At 51.2% G+C, this 19,818-nt stretch carries 19 protein-coding genes; 9 read left to right on the plus strand and 10 right to left on the minus strand.

The window, feature by feature from the left end; genetic code table 11:
- Positions 1–45: 45 nt before the first annotated feature.
- From pdhR to BZG25_RS04125, 4 genes are all read right to left on the minus strand, one after another.
- Positions 46–819, minus strand: coding sequence for a pyruvate dehydrogenase complex transcriptional repressor PdhR (gene pdhR / locus BZG25_RS04110; RefSeq protein WP_046073985.1), 774 nt, complete (start codon positions 817–819; stop codon positions 46–48).
- A gap of 236 nt (positions 820–1,055) precedes the next feature.
- The gene (gene ampD, locus BZG25_RS04115) at positions 1,056–1,604 is read right to left on the minus strand and encodes a 1,6-anhydro-N-acetylmuramyl-L-alanine amidase AmpD (protein ID WP_077606094.1); all 549 of its coding nucleotides are present in this window, start codon (positions 1,602–1,604) and stop codon (positions 1,056–1,058) included.
- 24 nt (positions 1,605–1,628) lie between these two features.
- Positions 1,629–2,933: a diguanylate cyclase domain-containing protein gene (locus tag BZG25_RS04120; protein ID WP_077606093.1), complete on the minus strand. Its 1,305-nt coding sequence runs from the start codon at positions 2,931–2,933 to the stop codon at positions 1,629–1,631.
- Entirely contained in the window at positions 2,930–3,925 is a 996-nt protein-coding gene (locus tag BZG25_RS04125; RefSeq protein ID WP_077606092.1) for an ABC transporter substrate-binding protein, read from the minus strand. The genes BZG25_RS04120 and BZG25_RS04125 overlap by 4 nt, the downstream gene beginning before the upstream one ends.
- Positions 3,926–4,084: 159 nt before the next feature.
- On the opposite strand from BZG25_RS04125, the gene nadC reads away from it, so the two are divergent.
- The 8 genes from nadC (at position 4,085) to yacG (ending at position 11,113) form a co-directional block, all read left to right on the plus strand.
- Positions 4,085–4,990: a carboxylating nicotinate-nucleotide diphosphorylase gene (gene nadC / locus BZG25_RS04130; protein WP_046073983.1), complete on the plus strand. Its 906-nt coding sequence runs from the start codon at positions 4,085–4,087 to the stop codon at positions 4,988–4,990.
- A gap of 248 nt (positions 4,991–5,238) precedes the next feature.
- Positions 5,239–5,676: a prepilin-type N-terminal cleavage/methylation domain-containing protein gene (locus BZG25_RS16205; protein WP_077638550.1), complete on the plus strand. Its 438-nt coding sequence runs from the start codon at positions 5,239–5,241 to the stop codon at positions 5,674–5,676.
- Entirely contained in the window at positions 5,645–7,366 is a 1,722-nt protein-coding gene (gene pilB / locus BZG25_RS04140) for a type IV-A pilus assembly ATPase PilB (protein ID WP_241828642.1), read from the plus strand. Before BZG25_RS16205 ends, pilB begins: the two co-directional genes overlap by 32 nt.
- A 9-nt stretch (positions 7,367–7,375) precedes the next feature.
- Positions 7,376–8,590 carry a type II secretion system F family protein gene (locus BZG25_RS04145; protein WP_077638552.1) on the plus strand — a complete coding sequence of 405 codons (1,215 nt, stop codon included), beginning with the start codon at positions 7,376–7,378 and terminating at the stop codon, positions 8,588–8,590.
- Positions 8,591–8,654: 64 nt separating this feature from the next.
- Positions 8,655–9,524, plus strand: coding sequence for an A24 family peptidase (locus BZG25_RS04150; protein ID WP_077638553.1), 870 nt, complete (start codon positions 8,655–8,657; stop codon positions 9,522–9,524).
- On the plus strand, positions 9,524–10,138 hold the full coding sequence (gene coaE / locus BZG25_RS04155; protein ID WP_077606087.1) for a dephospho-CoA kinase: 615 nt from the start codon (positions 9,524–9,526) through the stop codon (positions 10,136–10,138). The genes BZG25_RS04150 and coaE overlap by 1 nt, the downstream gene beginning before the upstream one ends.
- Before the next feature lie 23 nt (positions 10,139–10,161).
- Complete coding sequence (gene zapD, locus BZG25_RS04160) at positions 10,162–10,902, plus strand: cell division protein ZapD (protein WP_077638554.1); 741 nt, start codon at positions 10,162–10,164, stop codon at positions 10,900–10,902.
- Positions 10,903–10,912: 10 nt separating this feature from the next.
- Complete coding sequence (gene yacG / locus BZG25_RS04165) at positions 10,913–11,113, plus strand: DNA gyrase inhibitor YacG (protein WP_069363361.1); 201 nt, start codon at positions 10,913–10,915, stop codon at positions 11,111–11,113.
- A 43-nt stretch (positions 11,114–11,156) separates the two neighbouring features.
- Here the strand turns inward: yacG and mutT are convergent, their stop codons facing one another.
- Positions 11,157–11,552, minus strand: coding sequence for an 8-oxo-dGTP diphosphatase MutT (gene mutT / locus BZG25_RS04170; RefSeq protein ID WP_046073976.1), 396 nt, complete (start codon positions 11,550–11,552; stop codon positions 11,157–11,159).
- A 62-nt stretch (positions 11,553–11,614) separates the two neighbouring features.
- On the minus strand, positions 11,615–14,347 hold the full coding sequence (gene secA, locus BZG25_RS04175; RefSeq protein WP_077638555.1) for a preprotein translocase subunit SecA: 2,733 nt from the start codon (positions 14,345–14,347) through the stop codon (positions 11,615–11,617).
- A 484-nt stretch (positions 14,348–14,831) separates the two neighbouring features.
- On the opposite strand from secA, the gene BZG25_RS04180 reads away from it, so the two are divergent.
- The gene (locus tag BZG25_RS04180) at positions 14,832–15,290 is read left to right on the plus strand and encodes a DUF721 domain-containing protein (RefSeq protein ID WP_077638556.1); all 459 of its coding nucleotides are present in this window, start codon (positions 14,832–14,834) and stop codon (positions 15,288–15,290) included.
- A gap of 105 nt (positions 15,291–15,395) precedes the next feature.
- Here BZG25_RS04180 and lpxC read toward each other — a convergent pair whose 3' ends face one another.
- The 4 genes from lpxC to BZG25_RS04200 form a co-directional block, all read right to left on the minus strand.
- Complete coding sequence (gene lpxC, locus BZG25_RS04185; RefSeq protein WP_046073973.1) at positions 15,396–16,313, minus strand: UDP-3-O-acyl-N-acetylglucosamine deacetylase; 918 nt, start codon at positions 16,311–16,313, stop codon at positions 15,396–15,398.
- A 117-nt stretch (positions 16,314–16,430) separates the two neighbouring features.
- Positions 16,431–17,606: a cell division protein FtsZ gene (gene ftsZ / locus BZG25_RS04190; RefSeq protein ID WP_046073972.1), complete on the minus strand. Its 1,176-nt coding sequence runs from the start codon at positions 17,604–17,606 to the stop codon at positions 16,431–16,433.
- A 33-nt stretch (positions 17,607–17,639) separates the two neighbouring features.
- Positions 17,640–18,896 carry a cell division protein FtsA gene (gene ftsA, locus BZG25_RS04195; RefSeq protein ID WP_046073971.1) on the minus strand — a complete coding sequence of 419 codons (1,257 nt, stop codon included), beginning with the start codon at positions 18,894–18,896 and terminating at the stop codon, positions 17,640–17,642.
- Between the two features lie 11 nt (positions 18,897–18,907).
- Positions 18,908–19,684 carry a cell division protein FtsQ/DivIB gene (locus BZG25_RS04200; RefSeq protein WP_077638557.1) on the minus strand — a complete coding sequence of 259 codons (777 nt, stop codon included), beginning with the start codon at positions 19,682–19,684 and terminating at the stop codon, positions 18,908–18,910.
- Between the last annotated feature and the right edge of the window lie 134 nt (positions 19,685–19,818).

Consider the following 19,818-nt stretch of genomic DNA (forward strand, 5'->3'; position numbering starts at 1 on the left):
GTCGCAGCTGCAGTGCCCTTCGCGTTTTTATCGGTGCGAATAAGGCTACTCCAACTCGTCCTTGCGTTGTTGAATTCGACGTAGAGACCGTTCGCGACGGCTTTCTTCTCGACCAAGATCCAACAGAGTTTCCTCAATGTAAGCCAAGTGTGCATGCGACGCTTGTCGGGCTTTTTCTGGCTCGCCAGCGGTAATCGCATCCACTATCTCAGCTCGGTGTCGGCTGACGTTTTCCACCGTCTCTTGACGGCGATAAAGTAGCTCAAAATTTTGCAAAATATTCTGTTCCAGTAACGGCGCGAGACTGCGCATGATGTGAAGTAACACCACATTATGCGCCGCTTCCGTTACGGCAACGAGATACTGCATCACAGCCGATGCTTCTGCCTCTAAGTCCCCATTTTGCTGCGCTTGGCGAATGGCGTCATGACAGTCTTCAATGCGAGAGAAATCCTCTTCTGTACCCCGTAGTGCGGCAAAATAAGAAGAAATGCCCTCCAAGGCATGTCGTGACTCCAGTAAGTCAAGCTGGGTTTCTGGATGGTCCGCCAATAACTCTAGCAGTGGCTCAGAGAAGCGTTGCCAAAGGCGTTCACTGACAAAGGTGCCGCCACCTTGCTTGCGCGTCAGTAGCTTTTTGACTTCAAGCCGTTGAATCGCTTCGCGCACTGACGGGCGAGACACATCAAATTGCGTCGCTAACTCTCGTTCAGGCGGTAACTTCTGGCCTGGAGACAAGGTCCCTTCCAGAATTAAGCCTTCGAGCTCTTTTTCAATTACATCTGAGAGTTTAGGTTGACGAATTCGCTGATATGCCATTGTATTTATTGACCATCCGCACCCTAAGCTTGGCGCTTAGTTGCAGAAACTGACTGATTGTAAATTGGTAAGACCAATTACTTTATTGATCCCTAAAGTTACCAGACAGCGGGTATTCTGTCCACCTGAACTTTGATTGACATCATGGAAACCTGTGTATTTTTAGCCTGACAGCCACGAATACTCCGCCCTTCAAAATTGGTCAGACCATTTAGATCAATCAACGCAATAGGCATTTAAATCAGCGCGTGTAACTTTTTCCAGTCAAACGCCGCGCCAGGATCCGTTTTTCGTCCTGGGGCAATATGTTGGTGTCCTGTGATTCGATCACGGGTAATGGCTGGGTAGTACTGCATCAGCGTCTGCGTGATCGCCGCTAACGATTGGTACTGCTGATCGGTGTATGGATGTGTGTCTGTGCCCTCTAGCTCAATACCGATAGAAAAATCGTTACATTGCTGCCGACCGTCAAAACACGAAGCGCCAGCATGCCATGCACGCGCACTGAATGGTACAAACTGGATCACACTTCCATCTCGTCGGATCAGTAGGTGGGCAGAGACGCGAAGCGATGCGATCTCGGCAAAGTAAGGGTGTTCAGCCGGATCGAGATGCCCCTGAAAAAACTGCTCAATATAGGGACCGTCAAACTGACCGGGCGGCAGGCTAATATTGTGGATCACCAGCAAGGAGATATCGTTACTCTCCGGGCGTTGGTTATGATGAGGAGACAGGCAAGCGCGCGCGCCTACCAACCAATGATTGTCAATCTGTGAAAAAGACATACCCGATCCGCTTGAGCAAAATCGCTACTTTATCTGGTCAGTCGGTAGATTGGAATACAAGCAACAACGCGCTGTCGGATGGGTTTTGGCGTAATACATGGCGGCATCGGCTTGATTCATCATCTGCTGTAGCTCGAGTCCATCCGTTGGGAAGCAACTCACGCCGATACTAATGGCCAAAGACAATGAGGTCTCGGCAACCTGTATTGGCGCGTGCATTTCGTCTTGGATACGTGTGATCACTTCATTCAACGCCGATTTGTCCGCTAACAAATCCAGCCAGACAATGAACTCATCACCGCCCAAGCGGCCAACCAAATCAGAGCGGCGCACGGATTGTTTCAAGCGCTGACTGACCACCTTGAGAAGCTCATCTCCTACACCATGTCCATAAGTGTCGTTCACTTGCTTAAAGTTATTCAAATCAATAAACAGTAAGGCAGCGTTCGTTTGGGCGCGATTAGCGCGCATCAACGCCACTTCAACATGCGATTCAAACGCACGCCGATTGAATAAGCCCGTCAACTCGTCGTGTTCGGCAAGGAATTTAAGTTGGTGTTGCTGTTCACGAAGCTGTTGGGTTTGGCGTGCGACTTCTTCGCTCAACTGTTTTTTGTCCACCATGGTATGGCTCAGCGCACGCTTCATCTCATTGACATGATCAGCCAACTCAGTCAGCTCATCTTTGTCAGTCAAGGTTAATTCAGTGGTTAAGTCACCTTGCTTTATTTGTGTAATCGTAGAATGCAATGCTTTTAGGCGGTGTGTTAACCGTCGCCGCAAGCTGGTCACAAACATGGTTACCAACAAGGCTAACACCACCAGTACGCCACCATGTACGACTAACAGGGTTTTCTGTTGCTGCCCCGACTGGTGCATGACTTGCTGACGCACCGAAAAAGCGGTTTCACTCATCGCCTGCAGTAACACATTAAAACGTGAAAACAGCATCAAACGCCTGTCATCCACAGAGGGATCATCATCTAATTGCTCGGCGGTAATGCCCAATAGGCGATCAATGCTGTTTGCCGCGAGTCGGATCGACTGCGCGGACTGCGGCGGTAACGCCTCTTCATCACTGCTTAACTGCGCCCGCAATGCGTTGGTTGACTGATGGACATCTTGACGTGTTTGCGTGCTGGGGTATTGGCGATATAACCATAGACGGCCTCGCAGACTATCAATCTGCGAATGCACCGCCACGATGCTGTCTAACCGTGCTTGGATTTGATTTTGCTTATAAAAAAGCTCCACCGTAATTAACAGCGTAACGAAGGTGAGCGCCGTACAAGCATACACAACGATACTGAGCTGCTGACCAATCCTCATTCTAATAAACTCACCTTTTGCGTGGCCTCAACCAAGGGGCCTGGGTTGAGTATGTGGCGGAATGACGGCGTGTTCCCTTCAACTAAACCCGCCTCTTGCGCCCATCGCGCTTGGTTTTTTAACCGCAGTAACAATGAGTCATTCAATGAAAGGCGAAATAAGTAATCTTGCCATAGCCAGCTGAGTTTATCGTCTGACATGTCAAGATACGCGGAGACCTGTGCCTTCGCTCGCTCTGGGTGCTGATGAATAAAGCTCACCGCGTCGTCTAAGGCACTGACAACCCGTTGCATGTCCTGGTGTTGCTTATTGACGAGCAAGCGATCACTGACTAACAGAAAAGAGAGGCTGTGCAAGCCTTTACTGTCAAGCGACTGTACCGGCTGGTTAGACTGCTTGAGTAGCTGATAGCCATAGGGCTCCCATATGGCTATCGCATCCACTTTCTCGTCGAGGAGCGCGTTGGGCAGTGCTTCGGGGGGATAATCAACTTTTTCCACCTGATCTCTAGGAATGTCGTGCAATTGCAGCAAGGAATCAAAGAAATATTCACTGGCACTCGACGCAACAATGCCCACGCGTGCCTTGTCGAGCGCGTCCACCAGCGAGCCGCTAATCTCACGGCGAATAGACCAGAGTTTTACGTCGTTATCTGACTCGACAAAGCTGGTTAGCACATTAAAGTCATCGCGCTCAAAACTGTTAAACATCACCACCGTCTCTGAGGTAGTGGCTAAGTCCACCTCCCCTGACATCAAGGATTGAAAGCTTTTTACGCCCCCATGAACCGGCTTTAGCGTCATGTCGATGCCCTGCTTTTTAAACAAACCTTGCTCCTTAGCCACAATAATCGGCGCCGATAAGGGGGTAAGCGAGACGGCGATGGTCAGTGACGATAATGGCTCGGACACTGGAGGTCTGAGTTGCTGCCAAGCACGAAACCCAATGAACGCGATCGCTATCATGGCCACCAGCGCTAACCCTCGCTTCATGGCATCACCTCTTTGACTGTTCCTGCCTAAAGTGTAGACAAGTTAAAAGACAGAATATGATTAAAAAGATAGACGAATACGGGGAAACGAGAGAGAAAAGCTGCATTTCGTTATCACCAGCGTTATCATTCGACCACTTTTTGATGACCGCGGTAAGCCATGATGACATCGACCCCTTTTCATGCTGTCCATGACAGCGAGCGCCGCCTGGCCTATCTCACCTCTCACCTCAGCGCCGACGTGACCCGCGCGGTGACCGACGCACTGCGAGAAGATCTGGGTGGCGAGATCGACGCCAGTAAAGACATAACCGCCAGCCTCATTCCGGCAGACTCAGTATCCACAGCCACATTGATCACCCGAGAAGATGGCGTTTTCTGTGGCCGTGCCTTTGCGGATGAAGTGTTTCATCAGCTCGGTGGCGAAGTCACCTTGACGTGGCATGTCGAGGACGGCGACGCCATCACCGCCAACCAATCGCTGTGTACCTTACAGGGCCCCTCGCGTGTCTTGTTAACCGGTGAACGCAATGCGATGAACTTTATTCAAACCCTCTCTGGGTGTGCGAGTAAGGTCGCCACCTATGTGGCAGCGCTCAACGGCACCCACACCAAATTGCTCGACACGCGTAAGACCATTCCGGGACTGCGCAGTGCCCTCAAATACGCTGTTGCCTGCGGTGGTGGCCATAACCATCGTATTGGTGTGTTTGATGCTTACTTGATCAAAGAGAATCATATTCTCGCCTGTGGCGGGATAGAGAACGCCGTCAAAGCGGCGCGCCGACTTAATCCTGATAAACCGGTAGAAGTAGAAACCGAAACCCTGGATGAGCTGCAACAAGCGATTAACGCAGGCGCCGATATTGTCATGCTGGATAACTTTAGTGTGCCGATGATGCGTGAAGCGGTGGCGTTAAACCAAAATCGCGTTGCGCTGGAAGTCTCGGGCAATGTCACCCTAGAGACGTTGGCAACATACGCCGCCACCGGGGTGGATTATATTTCTGTCGGCGCACTCACCAAGCACGTGACCGCACTCGATTTGTCGATGCGCTTTCAATAACACGTACGCTCACTCAGATTCGACCAGGCCGCCCACGATGGGCGGCCTTTTTTATCGCGCTTTCGTGACAAAAAATTTGTTGTCAGTCGAATACTACAGTAGAAAAAAACACCATTACATCCGGCTTTTACCCTTCACTCTCAAACTCATATTTGCCCTCTTTTTTGCGTCACATTCACCAGCGTAAAGTCGCTGCACTCGCGGCCACCGCGTTGGCGGCCGACCATCATTGAGAGGAGAAATATAGGATGAAAAAGCAACAAGGGTTTAGCTTGATTGAGTTACTGATCGTCGTCGGCATTATCGCAGCCCTGTCGGCTATCGCCGTTCCCGCTTATATTAATAAACAGAAAATTGCTGAATTTAACTCAGGGTTAGCATCAGGCCGTGCTCTCCTTACACGGTTAGATCTTTATTTGGATGAAAATAGTGGCGATTCATTGAATAAATTTAAAAAAGCCTTGGGTGACGCTAAGAACCTAGGCGAGCTGGCAACAGTCAAGGTCTCGGGCCCTAAAGAAGGCGAAGATGATAAAGGGACTGAGCTTACGGTCACGTTTAATGGAAAAAGCTCTATTGACGGGACAGAAATTACCTTTGAGAAAAACGAGCTTGCTTGGGTATGTAAATACACAACGAAAGAAACTTTCGAAGATGGTGATATTAAAGGATGTAAAAAAGCATAAGCAGCCAATGATCCCAACCGCTCCGTTATATCAATCTGGTTTGTTGAGTGATGCCCAGCGCGATGTGCTGGACATTGGCGACGATGCGTCGCTCAGCCTCGCGCATTTACTCGATGCAGGCGTTGACCCCACCGCGCTCGCCCACACCCTCGCGAGTCAGCACCACCTTCCGTTCGTGGAGAGCCATCAGTATCCGTTTAAAGACACTTGCTATGCGTTAGACCGGCGCGATTTGATTCAGCGTCATCAAGTGCTGCCGCTTGCCCAGCAAGGCCAACAGCTACTGCTCGGCGTCAGTGACCCGGATAACCAAGAGGCGGTCGCCGACTTTCGCTTTTCTACTGGGCTCAATGTTCGTTTGGTAGTGCTCAGTCAGCCGGATTTGGATGCCGCGCTGCGTCACTTGTACGGCGAAGATATCGATGGCACCCACGATGGCATGACTATCAGCGATCAGGACTTAGTCGCCCTGACCGTCACCGATAGCCCACAAGAAGACAGCACCGAGCTACAAAGCGATCAGGCGCCCATCAGTCGCTACATTCAACAGATCTTGGTGGATGCGGTGCGTAAAAACGCCTCCGACGTGCACTTTGAGCCTTTTGAGCAGCACTACCAAATTCGCTTTCGCCAAGACGGTTTATTGCACACCTATGCTCATCCTCCTGCGGGGGTCTCGCGGCGGCTGTCGACTCGACTCAAAATCTTAGCCCAACTTAATATTGCCGAGCGACGCTTACCACAAGACGGGCGCATCAAGCTGACCCTCACTGCCGATCACACCGTCGATATGCGCGTCTCCACCTTACCGACCGTTTGGGGCGAGAAGGTGGTGGTGCGCTTGTTGAATAACGGCCAGCAGCAACTGACGCTGCATGATTTAGGCTTAACCGAGTGGCAGCGCCGGCACTATCAAGAGGCACTGGATAGACCGCAAGGGATGATTTTGTTTACCGGCCCAACCGGAAGCGGCAAAACCGTCTCTTTGTACAGTGGGTTAAAGTATCTCAATCAGCCCGAGCGTAATATTGCCACCGTCGAAGATCCGGTTGAGATCCAGCTAGAAGGCATCAATCAAGTCAATGTTAACCCGACCATTGGTTTAGACTTTGCCACCGCACTCCGTGCCTTTTTGCGTCAAGATCCCGATGTGGTGATGGTGGGGGAAATTCGCGATATCGACACCGCTGAAATCGGGATCAAGGCCGCGCAAACCGGTCACCTGGTGTTATCAACCCTGCATACCAATTCAGCGGCCGAGAGCATCACCCGTTTAGCCCATATGGGCATTGCGCCCTACAATCTTGCTAGCTCTCTGAGCTTGGTAGTGGCCCAGCGTTTAGTACGCCGTTTATGCCCTATTTGCAAACAACCGCATCCGTCTGGTGATCCTCGCCTTCAGTTCTTGGCTAACCTCTATCCGTCTCTAACCCCAAGTACTCTGTACCAGGCTAACCCCCACGGCTGTTATCAGTGCTATCAGGGCTATCAAGGCCGCACAGGGGTATACGAGGTGCTTCCCGTGACCGAAGCCATTGCTGGCGCCATTTACCGCAATGCCAGTGCCATTGAACTGACCCAACTGGCTACCGAAGAAGGCATGTGGCGGTTGGCCGACTCTGGCGTTGCCAAACTCAACCAAGGGAGCACCAGTATTCAAGAACTTACCCGCGTTATTCAACTTGCCTAAGGAGTCGTCATGGCCAAACCCACCCTGTTCCTCTTTCATTGGCGCCAAGCCGCCGCAAGTGGTGAAAAACAAGGGCAAGTGTTCGCCTATACCGAGCGAGATGCACGCCAAGAGCTGGCCAACCAATCTATCGTCCCCAGCCGCCTCATACGCCGCCGACTATCGAGCTTTCAGCAGCGTCGTCATAAAGCCAAAGCAGCAGATATCACCCAATTTTCCCGCGATCTCACCACCTTGCTTGAGTCTGGCATCCCTATCGTGCAAGCCCTCAACCTCATCGCGCTCAATCAGGTCAAAGCCGAAATGCGCTTGCTGGTGCGTCATATCCGCCAGCAACTGGAGGCGGGTACCAATTTGAGTGATGCGTTGGCGCACGCAAGTCCCTTGTTTGATCGCTTTTATTGCGATCTGGTCGCAACGGGCGAGCAAACCGGGCAACTGCCGGAGATCTTTGCTCGCCTGACTCTATACCGTGAAAAGCAGGCGTTGCTTCGCAGTAAAGTCATCAAAGCCATGATCTATCCCAGCATCGTGGTCAGCGTGGCATTAGGCGTCAGTGCCTACCTGCTGGTATTCGTGATCCCGAAGTTTAAACATATTTTTGACTCCTTCGGGGCAGAACTGCCTTGGCTCACCCAACAAGTGCTCGCCTTGTCTGATATCGTCAGTCAGCACGCCTTAACCATGACTGTTGTCGTAGCGGGCCTTGCCGCTGCGCATCAATTACTGCAGCGTAAAAACGCGACCTACCGATATCACTATGACCGCTGGCTGCTCAAATTCCCCGTCATTGGTGAAGTGATTGGCAAAGCCTGCATTGCCAAATTTTCTCGCACCTTAGCCACCACCTTTAGTGCCGGTATTCCGTTACTCTCTGGCTTGCAAGCCGCGACGAAATCCATGACCAACGCTTATTATGTTCACGCGCTTAACGGCGTGTATCAGCACACGGCCACTGGTATTCCGCTTTACCAAGCCTTGCGCGACAGTAATAGCTTCCCTGTGATGGTGACGCAAATGGTGATGATTGGCGAAGAGTCGGGATCGCTCGATGATATGCTCAATCGCATCGCACAAATCTATGAAGCCGAGGTCGACAACACCGTGGACAATCTCGGTAAAATCATCGAGCCCCTGTTAATTTTAGTGCTAGGGCTATTAATTGGCGGCTTAGTGGTGGCCATGTATCTACCCATTTTTAATCTGATGTCTGTTCTTGGCTAGCCAAGATAGAGTCTCTCGCCACAAGGCGCTATGATGCGCACAAGGTTCATGCCCAGAAGGTACCATGTTGATATTCTCATCACCGTTATTCATTTTTTTTGCTGGCTTATTTGGTCTGATTGTCGGTAGCTTTTTAAATGTGGTCATCGCGCGCGTGCCAATCATGATGGCGCGGCGTTGGCGGCAAGAATGCTTGGCCACGTTTCCCGATGCTAATATTGACGCCCCTAGCGCGCAGCGCTTTGATTTGTGTCTTCCCGCCTCATACTGCCCAGATTGTCAGCAGCCGATTGCGTGGTACGATAATATTCCTTTGCTCAGTTGGCTGATGTTAAAAGGCCGCTGCCGTCAGTGTGGCACGATGATTAGTCCGCGCTACCCACTGGTCGAGGTCACCAGTGCTATTGTCTGTGTGTTACCGGCATGGCTTATTTCCTCACCGGCGTGGGCCGTCGCGGTGATGGCGGCCAGCCTCACTTTGCTGGCGCTGACCCTCATTGATTGGGAAACCCTGTTGCTGCCCGATCAGCTTACCCTGCCACTCCTTTGGGCTGGGATCGCTCTCGCACTCTTGGGGATCAGCCCTGTCTCACTCACAGACAGTGTCATCGGCGCCATGACAGGCTACCTCAGCCTATGGAGCCTCTTTTGGGCATTCAAGCTCACCACTGGCAAAGAAGGCATGGGCTATGGTGATTTTAAACTGTTTGCTGCACTGGGCGCTTGGGTCGGTTGGCAAGCTTTACCGCTACTGATTTTACTCGCCTCACTGAGTGGCGCCATTGTCGGGGCACTATTACTGCGCCAACAACAAAAAAGTCTGCAACACGCGTTTGCCTTTGGCCCCTTTATTGCCGTCGCAGGCTGGCTAAGTCTGCTTTGGGGCGATAGCCTGTTACACTGGTACCTTTCACAAATTCTAGGAGTGCGCTAATGGCCGTTGTGGTCGGGTTAACCGGAGGGATTGGCAGTGGTAAAAGCACGGTTGCCAACCGTTTTGCCGCCAAGGGCATTGATATTATTGATGCCGATGTGATCGCCCGTGAGGTGGTTGCTCCCGGTAGTGATGGTCTGGCCGCGATTGTCGCGCGTTTTGGCACGCCGGCATTAACCCCAGATGGCAGCCTAGATCGTGCCTGGCTTCGTGAGCGGGTGTTTAGTCATCCAGACGACAAGCAATGGCTCGATAACCTGCTTCATCCCATGATCCGCCAACGCATGATCCAAGCCTGTGCGCAGGCCAGTTCAGCGTATTGTTTGCTTGTGGTGCCCTTGTTAGTAGAGAATAACCTGACGTCATTGGCGCAACGGGTGTTGGTCGTCGATGTTGACGAGCAAACACAAATCGCGCGCACGCTCGCGCGTGATCACGTGAGCGAACAACAAGTTCACGCGATTTTGGCCGCACAAGCCAGTCGCTCACAACGCCTCGCCGTCGCCGATGATGTGATCGATAATACGCAAACCGAAGCGGAACTTGATCGGCAAGTTGATGCCTTACATCACACGTATTTAACCTTGGCAACCCAGGCAAACGTCGACCCATAGTCGGACAGGACAGCTAAACGCTTATGACCAGCCTCACTTTGTATGAACACCCACTCAATGAACAGGTGCGAATTTACTTGCGCCTGGAGTACCTGCTCTCTCAACTGGACGAAGTGAGCGGGCTTTCTGCGCCCTGCCACCATATTCAATTTTTCCGCAGCCTGTTTGACCTACAGGAGATTTTAGAGCAGGTGCAAGTGAAAGCGGATCTCGCCAAGGATTTGGACAAACTCAAGAAAAAACTCAAAGCCTGGGCTGACGTCCCCCAGGTCGATCAGACACAGCTCAACCAGCTACTCGAACAACTCGCCGCACACCAACGCGCAGTATTGCAAGCCAAACGCTTCGGCCAAGCGTTAAAAGAAGATCGCTTTTTAACCAGCATCAAGCAGCGCTTTTCGATTCCAGGGGGGAGCTGTAGCTTTGATCTCCCCAATTTCCATTACTGGCTCCATCAACCGCTTGCCGCACGGCAAAGTGCGATTCAGGCCTGGATGGAAACCCTGGCACCATTACGCCACGCTTTGGCGTTCTGGCTGCAGCTCACGCGTGAAAGCGCACACGGGGGAACCGCCAACGTCCAACAAGGCTTTTACCAGCAAGAGGCGGATGGAGCCTGCTTAATTCGGCTTAAGATATCCCCTGATCTCGGGGTTTACCCGTTAGTGTCTGGGCACAAAAACCGCTTCGCGATCCGCTTTATGCCATTTGACGACGATCACGAGGTCGCCGACAATATGTCTGTTCATATCAGTGTTTGTTAAGGAGATCCACGTGAGTGATGCCCCTACCGTTGTCAAATGCCCAACATGCCAACAGCCTGTGGTTTGGGGAGAGGTCAGCCCACATCGTCCATTTTGCAGTAAACGCTGTCAGTTGATTGATTTGGGAGAATGGGCCAGTGAAGAAAAAGCCATCCCCGGGGCCCCTGACCTTTCTGATGATGATCTCTGGTCAGAAGGGCAGCACGAGTAAACGCTCTGCCCTTGCTCACTTTTCTACGACGCCTCTCTCGCGCTCAGAACCGAGCGCGAATTTTTTCTAATACCGCATCGTTGGCCTCGGGAAACGGATAGTTATCCAATTCGGCAATCGGTGCCCAAATACCCTCCTGCCCCTCACAGCCTTGCGGCTCGCCCTCAAAGTCACAGACCAAGAAAAAATCCAAACTTAATGCTTTGTCGGGAAAGTCAAAGTCCAACGATATAAAGGGGCTGACCGCTTTTGCAGTAATCCCGACTTCTTCGTTTAATTCACGCAGCAGTGCCCGTTGCGGGGTTTCACTCCCCTCAATCTTTCCGCCAGGAAATTCCCACTTTCCCCCTTGATGCGCGTGAGCATGGCGGCGAGTGATAAAGACTTTGTCTTGTGTCGGATTAACAATAATGCCAGCGGCAATACTTATCCGTTTCATGGTCTCTCCTGATAATAAAAAAAGGCCGATAAACGGCCTTTTTGATAATGCATGGTCAGGGCTTAGATTCTACCGTGACATTGCTTAAATTTCTTCCCTGATCCACAAGGACAAGGCTCATTACGACCAACTTTACGTCCATCACGCACCACGGTTTCGTTGCCGCTGCCACTCTGTTCGGCGCTGTCGCTATCATCAAACTGGTTATCAGCTTGCGCATGGTTAACTTGCTGCTTTTGCGCGGCCTGCTCTGCGCGCGCTTTGCGCTCGGCTTCCATACGCTCAACGTCATCCGGCTGCTGAACACGCACTCGGCTAAGCGTTGTCACCACATCGGTTTTCAGCGCTTCTAGCATGCCCTCAAACAGCTCAAACGATTCGCGCTTGTACTCTTGTTTCGGGTTCTTCTGCGCATAGCCACGTAAGTGAATACCTTGACGGAGGTGATCCATCGCCGCGAGATGCTCTTTCCAAAGCGTATCCAAGGTTTGCAGCATCACTGCTTTTTCAAAGTTACGCAGGGTTTCTGCCCCTACCGCCTCTTCTTTGCCTTTATAAACCTCGATCAAGGCCGTCAGAATGCGCTCGCGCAACAACTCTTCATACAGCTTGTCGTCTTCATCTAGCCATTGCTGAATCGGCAATTCGAGATCAAAATCCGCTTTAAGGCGCTTTTCAAGGCCAGCAATATCCCACATTTCTTCTAGCGATTGTGGCGGAATGTACTGGTTCACAATGTTATTAACCACATCCTCGCGGTTGTGCTCGATCATTTCGCTGATATCTTCTGACACCAGTAACGCGTCACGCAGCTCGTACACCACTTTGCGCTGATCGTTGGCGACATCATCAAATTCGAGCAGTTGCTTACGGATGTCAAAGTTACGCCCTTCTACTTTTCGTTGTGCGTTTTCAATGGCTTTATTGACCCATGGGTGCTCAATGGCTTCGCCTTCGGCCATCCCTAATCGTTTCATCATGTTAGAGACTTTTTCTGAGGCGAAGATCCGCATCAAAGAATCTTCCATCGACAAATAGAAACGGGTTGAGCCTGGATCACCTTGACGACCAGCACGACCACGCAGCTGGTTATCGATACGACGAGATTCATGACGCTCAGTACCAATGATATGCAGGCCACCCGCTTCAACGACCTGGTCATGAAGCTGCTGCCATTTTTCTTTCGCCGCTTCTACTTGCGCATCGGTCGGGTTTTCAACATCACCCAGCACTTGTTTCCAGCTACCACCCAACACGATATCGGTACCACGACCGGCCATGTTAGTGGCGATCGTTACCGTGCCTGGGTAACCGGCTTGCTCAACAATATCGGCTTCATGGGCGTGGAATTTGGCGTTGAGCACTTGGTGCTTGATGCCATCTTTTTTCAAGGCATTCGATAACAATTCAGATTTTTCAATCGATACCGTTCCGACCAATACCGGTTGACCGGCTTTGGCACGTGTTTTGATGTCTTCCGCAATCGCGGCAAACTTTTCTTTTTCGGTCATGTAGACCTGATCGGCGTGATCTTTACGCACCATTGGGCGGTTAGTCGGGATAACCACGGTGTCTAGGCCATAGATAGACTGGAATTCAAACGCCTCGGTGTCCGCGGTCCCTGTCATGCCTGAGAGTTTGTCATACAAACGGAAGAAGTTTTGGAAGGTGATCGAGGCCAGCGTTTGGTTCTCGTTTTGAATTTTCACCCCTTCTTTGGCTTCCACCGCCTGGTGTAAGCCTTCTGACCAACGACGTCCCGGCATGGTACGCCCAGTGTGCTCATCCACGATGATGACTTCATCGTCTTTAACGATGTAATCAACGTCGCGCTCAAACAAGACGTGCGCGCGTAATGCGGCATTAATATGATGAATCAGGCTGATATTTGCCGGTGAGTACAGCGTATCGCCGTCTTCCATCAAGCCGTTTTTCTTGAGCAAGTCTTCGACAAACTCTTGACCATTTTCGGTCATGTACACTTGCTTGGCTTTTTCATCGACCGTGAAGTGGCCATCACCTTGATAGTCTTCGGTATCTTCTTGCTCTTGCTGCTTCAGGCTTGGGATCAAGGCATTGATACGCTGATACATCTCCGAGCTATCTTCTGCTGGCCCAGAAATAATCAGAGGCGTACGCGCCTCATCAATGAGGATCGAGTCAACCTCATCGACAATCGAGAAATAGCGATCGCGTTGCACACGGTCTTCTGCTCGAAACGCCATGTTGTCACGCAAATAGTCAAAGCCGAACTCATTGTTGGTACCGTAAAGTACATCACACGCATAAGCGGCTTTTTTCGCCTCCGGCGGCATGTTGGGGACATTGACGCCCACCGTCATTCCTAAAAACTCAAACAACGGACGGTTGGTTTCGGCATCACGTTCCGCCAAATAATCATTCACCGTCACAATGTGAACCGCTTTTCCGGTCAGGGCGTTCAAATAAGAAGGTAGCGTCGCGGTCAGGGTTTTACCTTCACCGGTGCGCATTTCCGCAATCTGACCATTGTGGAGTACGATACCGCCGACCATTTGCACGTCAAAGTGGCGTAGGCCAAATACACGCTTAGAGGCTTCTCGTACAGTGGCAAAGGCTTCAGGAAGGAGGTCATCAAGCTCGGCACCTTGATCAAGGCGCTCGCGGAATTCAACGGTTTTCGCTTTCAGCGCATCATCATTCAATGCTTCAAATTGGGGTTCGAGTTTGTTGATTTCATCAACAACTTTTCTCAGCCGACGCAAGGTGCGGTCATTACGGCTTCCGATAACTTTAGTCAGGACTTTCGATAACATGGCGTTGCCGGTACTCTTTTTAATGGTTTTCCCACATGGGCGGCCGCTACACTGCCTCTATGCTGGCGTGTTTCAGTTCAAACGCGGGTTGGCTTAAGCTCATCGATTCAACACAAGATGCCAAAACGCATCTACCTTAAGTGGAGCCAAATCGGACAGAATTCAAGGGCGATGACGCCACTTCACAACGATTTCCACGTGACTGAATGTAAATGTGGTAGATGGCACGGAAAAAATACGCCGCCATCGCCTTACCCATGCGACACTTACCTGTGAATGGTTTTTTCACTCTACGGTGATCACCTCAGGACATACCGATATATCAACCCGGTAGGCTACATGCCGAGGTGGAGCATGTATGATAAGGTAAATTACTTTCACATCCTATGACAAATCCAATACTCAAGGGATCAATTAGCGAAAATTAGACGCTGTGCGCCCGTTCAGGCGCCGAATTGATGACAAAAAAGGCAGTTATTGCGCGATGAGAGACCACCGTCCCCGCTCTACCCTCCATCTGTTGGAGAGCGACCCCAATAATATTGCTCAGCGAGCGGTTGAGCTCGCCAAGCTAAACAAGCTGATCTTAGCCTTGTTACCCGGTGAGACATCAAAAGCTTGCCGCGTCGCCAATTATCGTGATGGCGTATTGGTGGTAGAAGCTGGTAGCGCCGCCTGGGCGATGCGACTGAACTACGAACGACAGCATTTATTGTCGGTATTACGTCAAAAAGGGCTGGCAAGCCTAACAACCATTGAAGTGAAAATTAACCCGGCACTCGCCGCCGCCGATCGAGAAGACAAAGAAACCACGCCGTCCCGCCACCTTAGTCAAGCCTCGGGTGAGTTACTGCGTGCACTAGGTGACAATGCCTCTCCCAAACTAAAAGCACGGTTCGAGGCGTTGGCCAAACTCGCCGAGGATCAAAAAAAGCCAGAGTGAGCTCTGGCTTTTTATCTATCAATCTCTGGGTATTAGCGGTTTATTCTGCCTCAGTATGGTGCATTGCGCTTTTACCGTGCAACCGCCTACCGCATCAGACAGGGCTTAGGCCAAGACCATCCCCGGCTCAGCAAATGCGACCGGTGAGGTGTCGGTTTCTTCAAACGTGACCCACTCCCAAGCTTCTTGATCGGCCAAGACCGCGCGCAACAGTTTGTTGTTCAGTGCATGGCCCGATTTGTACGCGCGCATCTCACCGAGGATACTGTGGCCACACATGTAAAGGTCACCGATAGCGTCCAACACCTTATGCTTGACGAGTTCGTTGTCAAAGCGCAGGCCTTCTTCATTCAGGATACGATAATCGTCCAGCACGATGGCACAGTCAAAGCTGCCACCCAGACACAAATTTTGTGACTGCAGGTACTCGATGTCACGCATAAAACCGAAGGTACGAGCCCGGCTCAAGTCTTTAATAAAAGACTGGCTTGAAAAGTCTAATACCAGGTTTTGTTGCTCAGATTCAATCGCGGGGTGGTCGAATTCGATAGCAAAATCAAGACGGAAGCCGTTATACGGCAGCAACTCCGCCCATTTGTCATCGTCTTCAATGCGAACAGGCTTTTTAATGCGAATGAACCGTTTTGGCGCGTTTTGGACGTCGATACCCGCAGACTGCAGCAAAAAGATGAACGGGCTTGAACTGCCATCCATAATTGGAATTTCTGGCGCGTCCACTTCGATAATAATGTTATCGATCCCCATGCCTGCAATCGCTGCACTGAGATGCTCAACGGTTGAGATGCGAACACCCGCGTCATTGACTAAGGCGGTGCACAACATGGTGTCGCGCACATCCTCAGGGTTAGCCGGAAAATCGACCGGTGGCTCCATGTCTGTGCGACGGTAAATCACACCGGTATTGGCAGGAGCCGGACGCAGAGTAAGCGTAACCTTACGCCCAGAGTGGAGACCCACACCAGTCGTTTGGACCATACTTTTCAATGTTCGCTGTCTAATCATCGGCTTATCTCAACTTTTTCTCAAAAAAGTGTGCTCTGCGTCACTCATTACCCTGTCACCTTAGACAAGGGGAGCGTGATGGTAGCACATCACTGGCTACAAACCAAGCAATTGCGATTAGTCAGCTTGTTTACGCAAAAACGCAGGAATATCGAGATAATCATGCTCGGTCTGCGATTTTGGTGCTGCATTCGAAGACGATGCAGCAGGCTGCTCTTTCGCCGCAGGGTTTGCACTTGCCGCCTGAGGTTTCTCTTGCAAAGGCTGTGCCTTTTTCGGCTCTGCCTGTGCTTGCCCAGACTGTGAGTTGGTCACCAAGGTGATATCTGGCTTACGCTCATTACCAATTCCGGTGGCCACGACAGTCACACGCAGCTCGTCGCTCATCTCTGGGTCCATCGATGTCCCAATCACCACAGTCGCATTGTCTGATGCAAACGCTTTGACGGTGTTACCCACGGTCTCAAATTCATCAAGACGCATATCAAAGCCCGCGGTAATATTCACCAGCACACCGCGCGCACCGGCTAAATCGATGTCCTCAAGAAGTGGGCTAGAAATGGCCATTTCTGCTGCCTCTTCCGCGCGATCTTCGCCGGTTGCCACGCCGCTGCCCATCATCGCGTGTCCCATCTCTGACATCACAGTGCGGACATCCGCAAAGTCGACGTTGATGTGACCTGGGCGCGTGATTAACTCGGCGATCCCTTGCACGGCGTTGCGTAGCACGTCGTTTGCTTTGGCAAAGGCATCGAGCAATGTAATCCCACGACCTAGCACTTTAAGCAGTTTTTCGTTCGGGATCGTAATCAGCGAGTCAACATGTTTTGACAGCTCTTCGATACCTTGCTCTGCAAAAGCGAGTCGCTTTTTACCCTCAAAGCTGAATGGTTTAGTGACCACAGCAACGGTCAGGATTCCCATTTCTTTCGCGATTTCCGCAATAATGGGGGCTCCGCCGGTTCCTGTACCACCGCCCATTCCGGCTGCGATAAATACCATATCGGCACCTTCGAGCTCAGCTTTAATCGCATCGCGATCTTCAAGGGCAGAATCTCGACCTACTTGTGGGTTAGCCCCCGCACCTAAGCCTTTAGTGATATCACCACCAATTTGAATGACCGTGCCTACGCTGCTTTTACGTAGTGCTTGGGCATCCGTGTTAATGCTAATAAAGTCAACCCCTTCGATTGACTCACGCACCATATGCTCAACGGCGTTACCACCGCCACCGCCAATGCCGACGACCTTAATCACCGCATCGTCAGACATTTCCATCATCGGTTCAAACATGAGTTCTCTCCGTCCTTCCTGTTCGCATCAGGGTTAAAATTCTTTCTTAAACCAGCTACTCAGCTTGTTTATCCAGCTAGCCACAGCCCGCTTTTGTTCTGGTTCACTCGTTTCTGTCAGCAAGCTCTCTTTGCCGTAGTGTAAAAGCCCAACCGCGGTTGCATAACAAGGCGCTTGCACATAGTCGGTCAATCCGGTGACATTCACAGGTTGCCCCACTCTTACTTGGTTTTGGAATACGCGTTCTGCACATTCCACCAAGCCATGCATTTGTGATGCGCCCCCAGTGAGCACAATTCCCGCTGCCATTTGATGTTTAACACCATCGCTACGCAGCTTTTCTTGGATAGCGACCAGCTTTTGGTTCACCAGACCCAAAAGCTCTGAGCAACGCGGCTCAATCACCTCTGACAAGGTTTGTCGCTGCAATGTCCTTGATGGGCGTCCTCCCACACTTGGGACATTCACTTTGGCATCCTTGTTCACCAACTCACTCAATGCACAGCCATATTTCACTTTAATGTCTTCTGCATCGGCCAGTGGTGTGCCAAAGGCATAGGCAATATCACTGGTAATCACATTGCCCGCATAGGGGATCACTTCGGCATGGCGGAGGGCACCTCCTGTCCACACGGCAAGATCCATGGTGCCGCCGCCGATATCGACGACACAGACACCTAGCTCTCGCTCATCCGGTGTGATCACGGCATGACTTGCTGAAAGCCCGGAGAAAATCAGTTGATCAACGCTAAGACCACAACGTTCGACTGCTTTCTCAATATTTTTTGCGGTGTCATTGTGACATGTGATGAGGTGCACACTCGCTTCCATCCTCACCCCGGATAACCCGAGCGGATTTTTGATCCCTTCTTGATAATCAATTTTGTATTCTTGTGGGATCACATGCAGCACGCGCTGCTCATCACTGATTTTGACCGACTTCGCGGTATGAATAACATTGTCTATGTCGTCTTGGGTAACATCTTCATCCGATATTGTCCCCATCCCTCTCTCAGTTTGGCAGTGAATATGCTTCCCTGACAAAGAAAGATAGACTGAGCTGATTTGGCAATCTGCCATCATCTCGGCTTCATTCACCGCACGCTGAACAGATTTAACCACAGACTCTAAGTCGTTAACGCCACCTTTATCCATGCCGCGAGAGGGACTACTGCCCACACCCAGCACGTTGATCGTGCCATCTGGCAGCACTTCACTGACCAGGGTAGACACTTTGGACGTCCCTATATCGAGCCCAACTATCAGTGACTTGTCTGTCGTTTTATTCATTCAACCATCTCTTAATTTTGGCGATTCGCGTCGTCTGCCTCTGTTTTCCAGCCTACCGCAGCCCCGGTGTCATAACGTAAATCGACATACGCAATGGCTTTGTCTTGTGCCTTTATCCGCGGATATAAACGGACCAATCGCGCTAGCCTCTCTTGTCGCGCCTTTCGCCCTAACTCAATCCGTACGCCATCTCGTGTCACGATACGCCATGAGCGCCGTTTATTGAGTGATAACGCCTGAATCGATAAGCCAATTCGCTGTAATTTACGTTCGAGCTCTCGACTCGTATGCAATACTTCTTCCGACGTGCCGGTATTGCCGTGTAGCGACACCAGCTTTTTATCGGCGACATCTTGCGGGGCGCCATTGAATACCGTCCCGTCTGGCGTCAGCAACTTTTGCCCATTCCAAATCGCGCTCGCCCGGTATTCAGTAATATGTACCTTTAAGGTGTCGGGCCATTGCTTTCTTACCGCGACCTGTTTCACCCATGGGAGCGCCTCAATGTTCGCTTGGATGCGATTTACATCCTGCAGCATAAAGCTTTTTAGCTCGCCGCCTGACAACACCGCTTGGCGAACTTGATCAACACTGACATGTGTTTGGTCACCTTCCATCACCAGTTGTGACAAGGGGAGCTGCTGCTCATCACTCATCCAATCAATCACACGGACGATCCCTAGCAACATCAGGGTGATCACTCCAACCAGGAACGCGAGTGAGGCGCCTGTTTGCCGATCCAGTTTTATCACTGCTTGTACGCGTGTCAGGGCATTGACCATGCTCATACCTATCTTATCGCCTTGTGTCGATGCGACTTGACACTCACAGCGAAAAAACCGACTGATTATAGCGATCCCGCGTGACGCTCTCCAACCTAGAGATGCACTTTCATCAATAAGCTGGGATCGATTGCGCGTCA

Origin of the sequence: Salinivibrio sp. ML198 (assembly GCF_001996015.1) — a bacterium.
Taxonomy (GTDB): Bacteria; Pseudomonadota; Gammaproteobacteria; order Enterobacterales; family Vibrionaceae; genus Salinivibrio; species Salinivibrio siamensis.

What these genes read in the sequence shown, in the direction of transcription:
- nadC (WP_046073983.1), top strand. Translation starts at nt 4,085, where the DNA reads ATGATGACATCGACCCCTTTTCATGCTGTCCATGACAGCGAGCGCCGC.
- secA (WP_077638555.1), bottom strand. Translation starts at nt 14,347, where the DNA reads ATGTTATCGAAAGTCCTGACTAAAGTTATCGGAAGCCGTAATGACCGC.
- coaE (WP_077606087.1), top strand. Translation starts at nt 9,524, where the DNA reads ATGGCCGTTGTGGTCGGGTTAACCGGAGGGATTGGCAGTGGTAAAAGC.
- BZG25_RS04180 (WP_077638556.1), top strand. Translation starts at nt 14,832, where the DNA reads ATGAGAGACCACCGTCCCCGCTCTACCCTCCATCTGTTGGAGAGCGAC.
- BZG25_RS16205 (WP_077638550.1), top strand. Translation starts at nt 5,239, where the DNA reads ATGAAAAAGCAACAAGGGTTTAGCTTGATTGAGTTACTGATCGTCGTC.
- ampD (WP_077606094.1), bottom strand. Translation starts at nt 1,604, where the DNA reads ATGTCTTTTTCACAGATTGACAATCATTGGTTGGTAGGCGCGCGCGCT.
- BZG25_RS04200 (WP_077638557.1), bottom strand. Translation starts at nt 19,684, where the DNA reads ATGAGCATGGTCAATGCCCTGACACGCGTACAAGCAGTGATAAAACTG.
- zapD (WP_077638554.1), top strand. Translation starts at nt 10,162, where the DNA reads ATGACCAGCCTCACTTTGTATGAACACCCACTCAATGAACAGGTGCGA.
- BZG25_RS04150 (WP_077638553.1), top strand. Translation starts at nt 8,655, where the DNA reads ATGTTGATATTCTCATCACCGTTATTCATTTTTTTTGCTGGCTTATTT.
- pilB (WP_241828642.1), top strand. Translation starts at nt 5,645, where the DNA reads ATGGTGATATTAAAGGATGTAAAAAAGCATAAGCAGCCAATGATCCCA.
- lpxC (WP_046073973.1), bottom strand. Translation starts at nt 16,313, where the DNA reads ATGATTAGACAGCGAACATTGAAAAGTATGGTCCAAACGACTGGTGTG.
- pdhR (WP_046073985.1), bottom strand. Translation starts at nt 819, where the DNA reads ATGGCATATCAGCGAATTCGTCAACCTAAACTCTCAGATGTAATTGAA.
- ftsZ (WP_046073972.1), bottom strand. Translation starts at nt 17,606, where the DNA reads ATGTTTGAACCGATGATGGAAATGTCTGACGATGCGGTGATTAAGGTC.
- mutT (WP_046073976.1), bottom strand. Translation starts at nt 11,552, where the DNA reads ATGAAACGGATAAGTATTGCCGCTGGCATTATTGTTAATCCGACACAA.
- BZG25_RS04120 (WP_077606093.1), bottom strand. Translation starts at nt 2,933, where the DNA reads ATGAGGATTGGTCAGCAGCTCAGTATCGTTGTGTATGCTTGTACGGCG.
- BZG25_RS04145 (WP_077638552.1), top strand. Translation starts at nt 7,376, where the DNA reads ATGGCCAAACCCACCCTGTTCCTCTTTCATTGGCGCCAAGCCGCCGCA.
- ftsA (WP_046073971.1), bottom strand. Translation starts at nt 18,896, where the DNA reads ATGAATAAAACGACAGACAAGTCACTGATAGTTGGGCTCGATATAGGG.
- BZG25_RS04125 (WP_077606092.1), bottom strand. Translation starts at nt 3,925, where the DNA reads ATGAAGCGAGGGTTAGCGCTGGTGGCCATGATAGCGATCGCGTTCATT.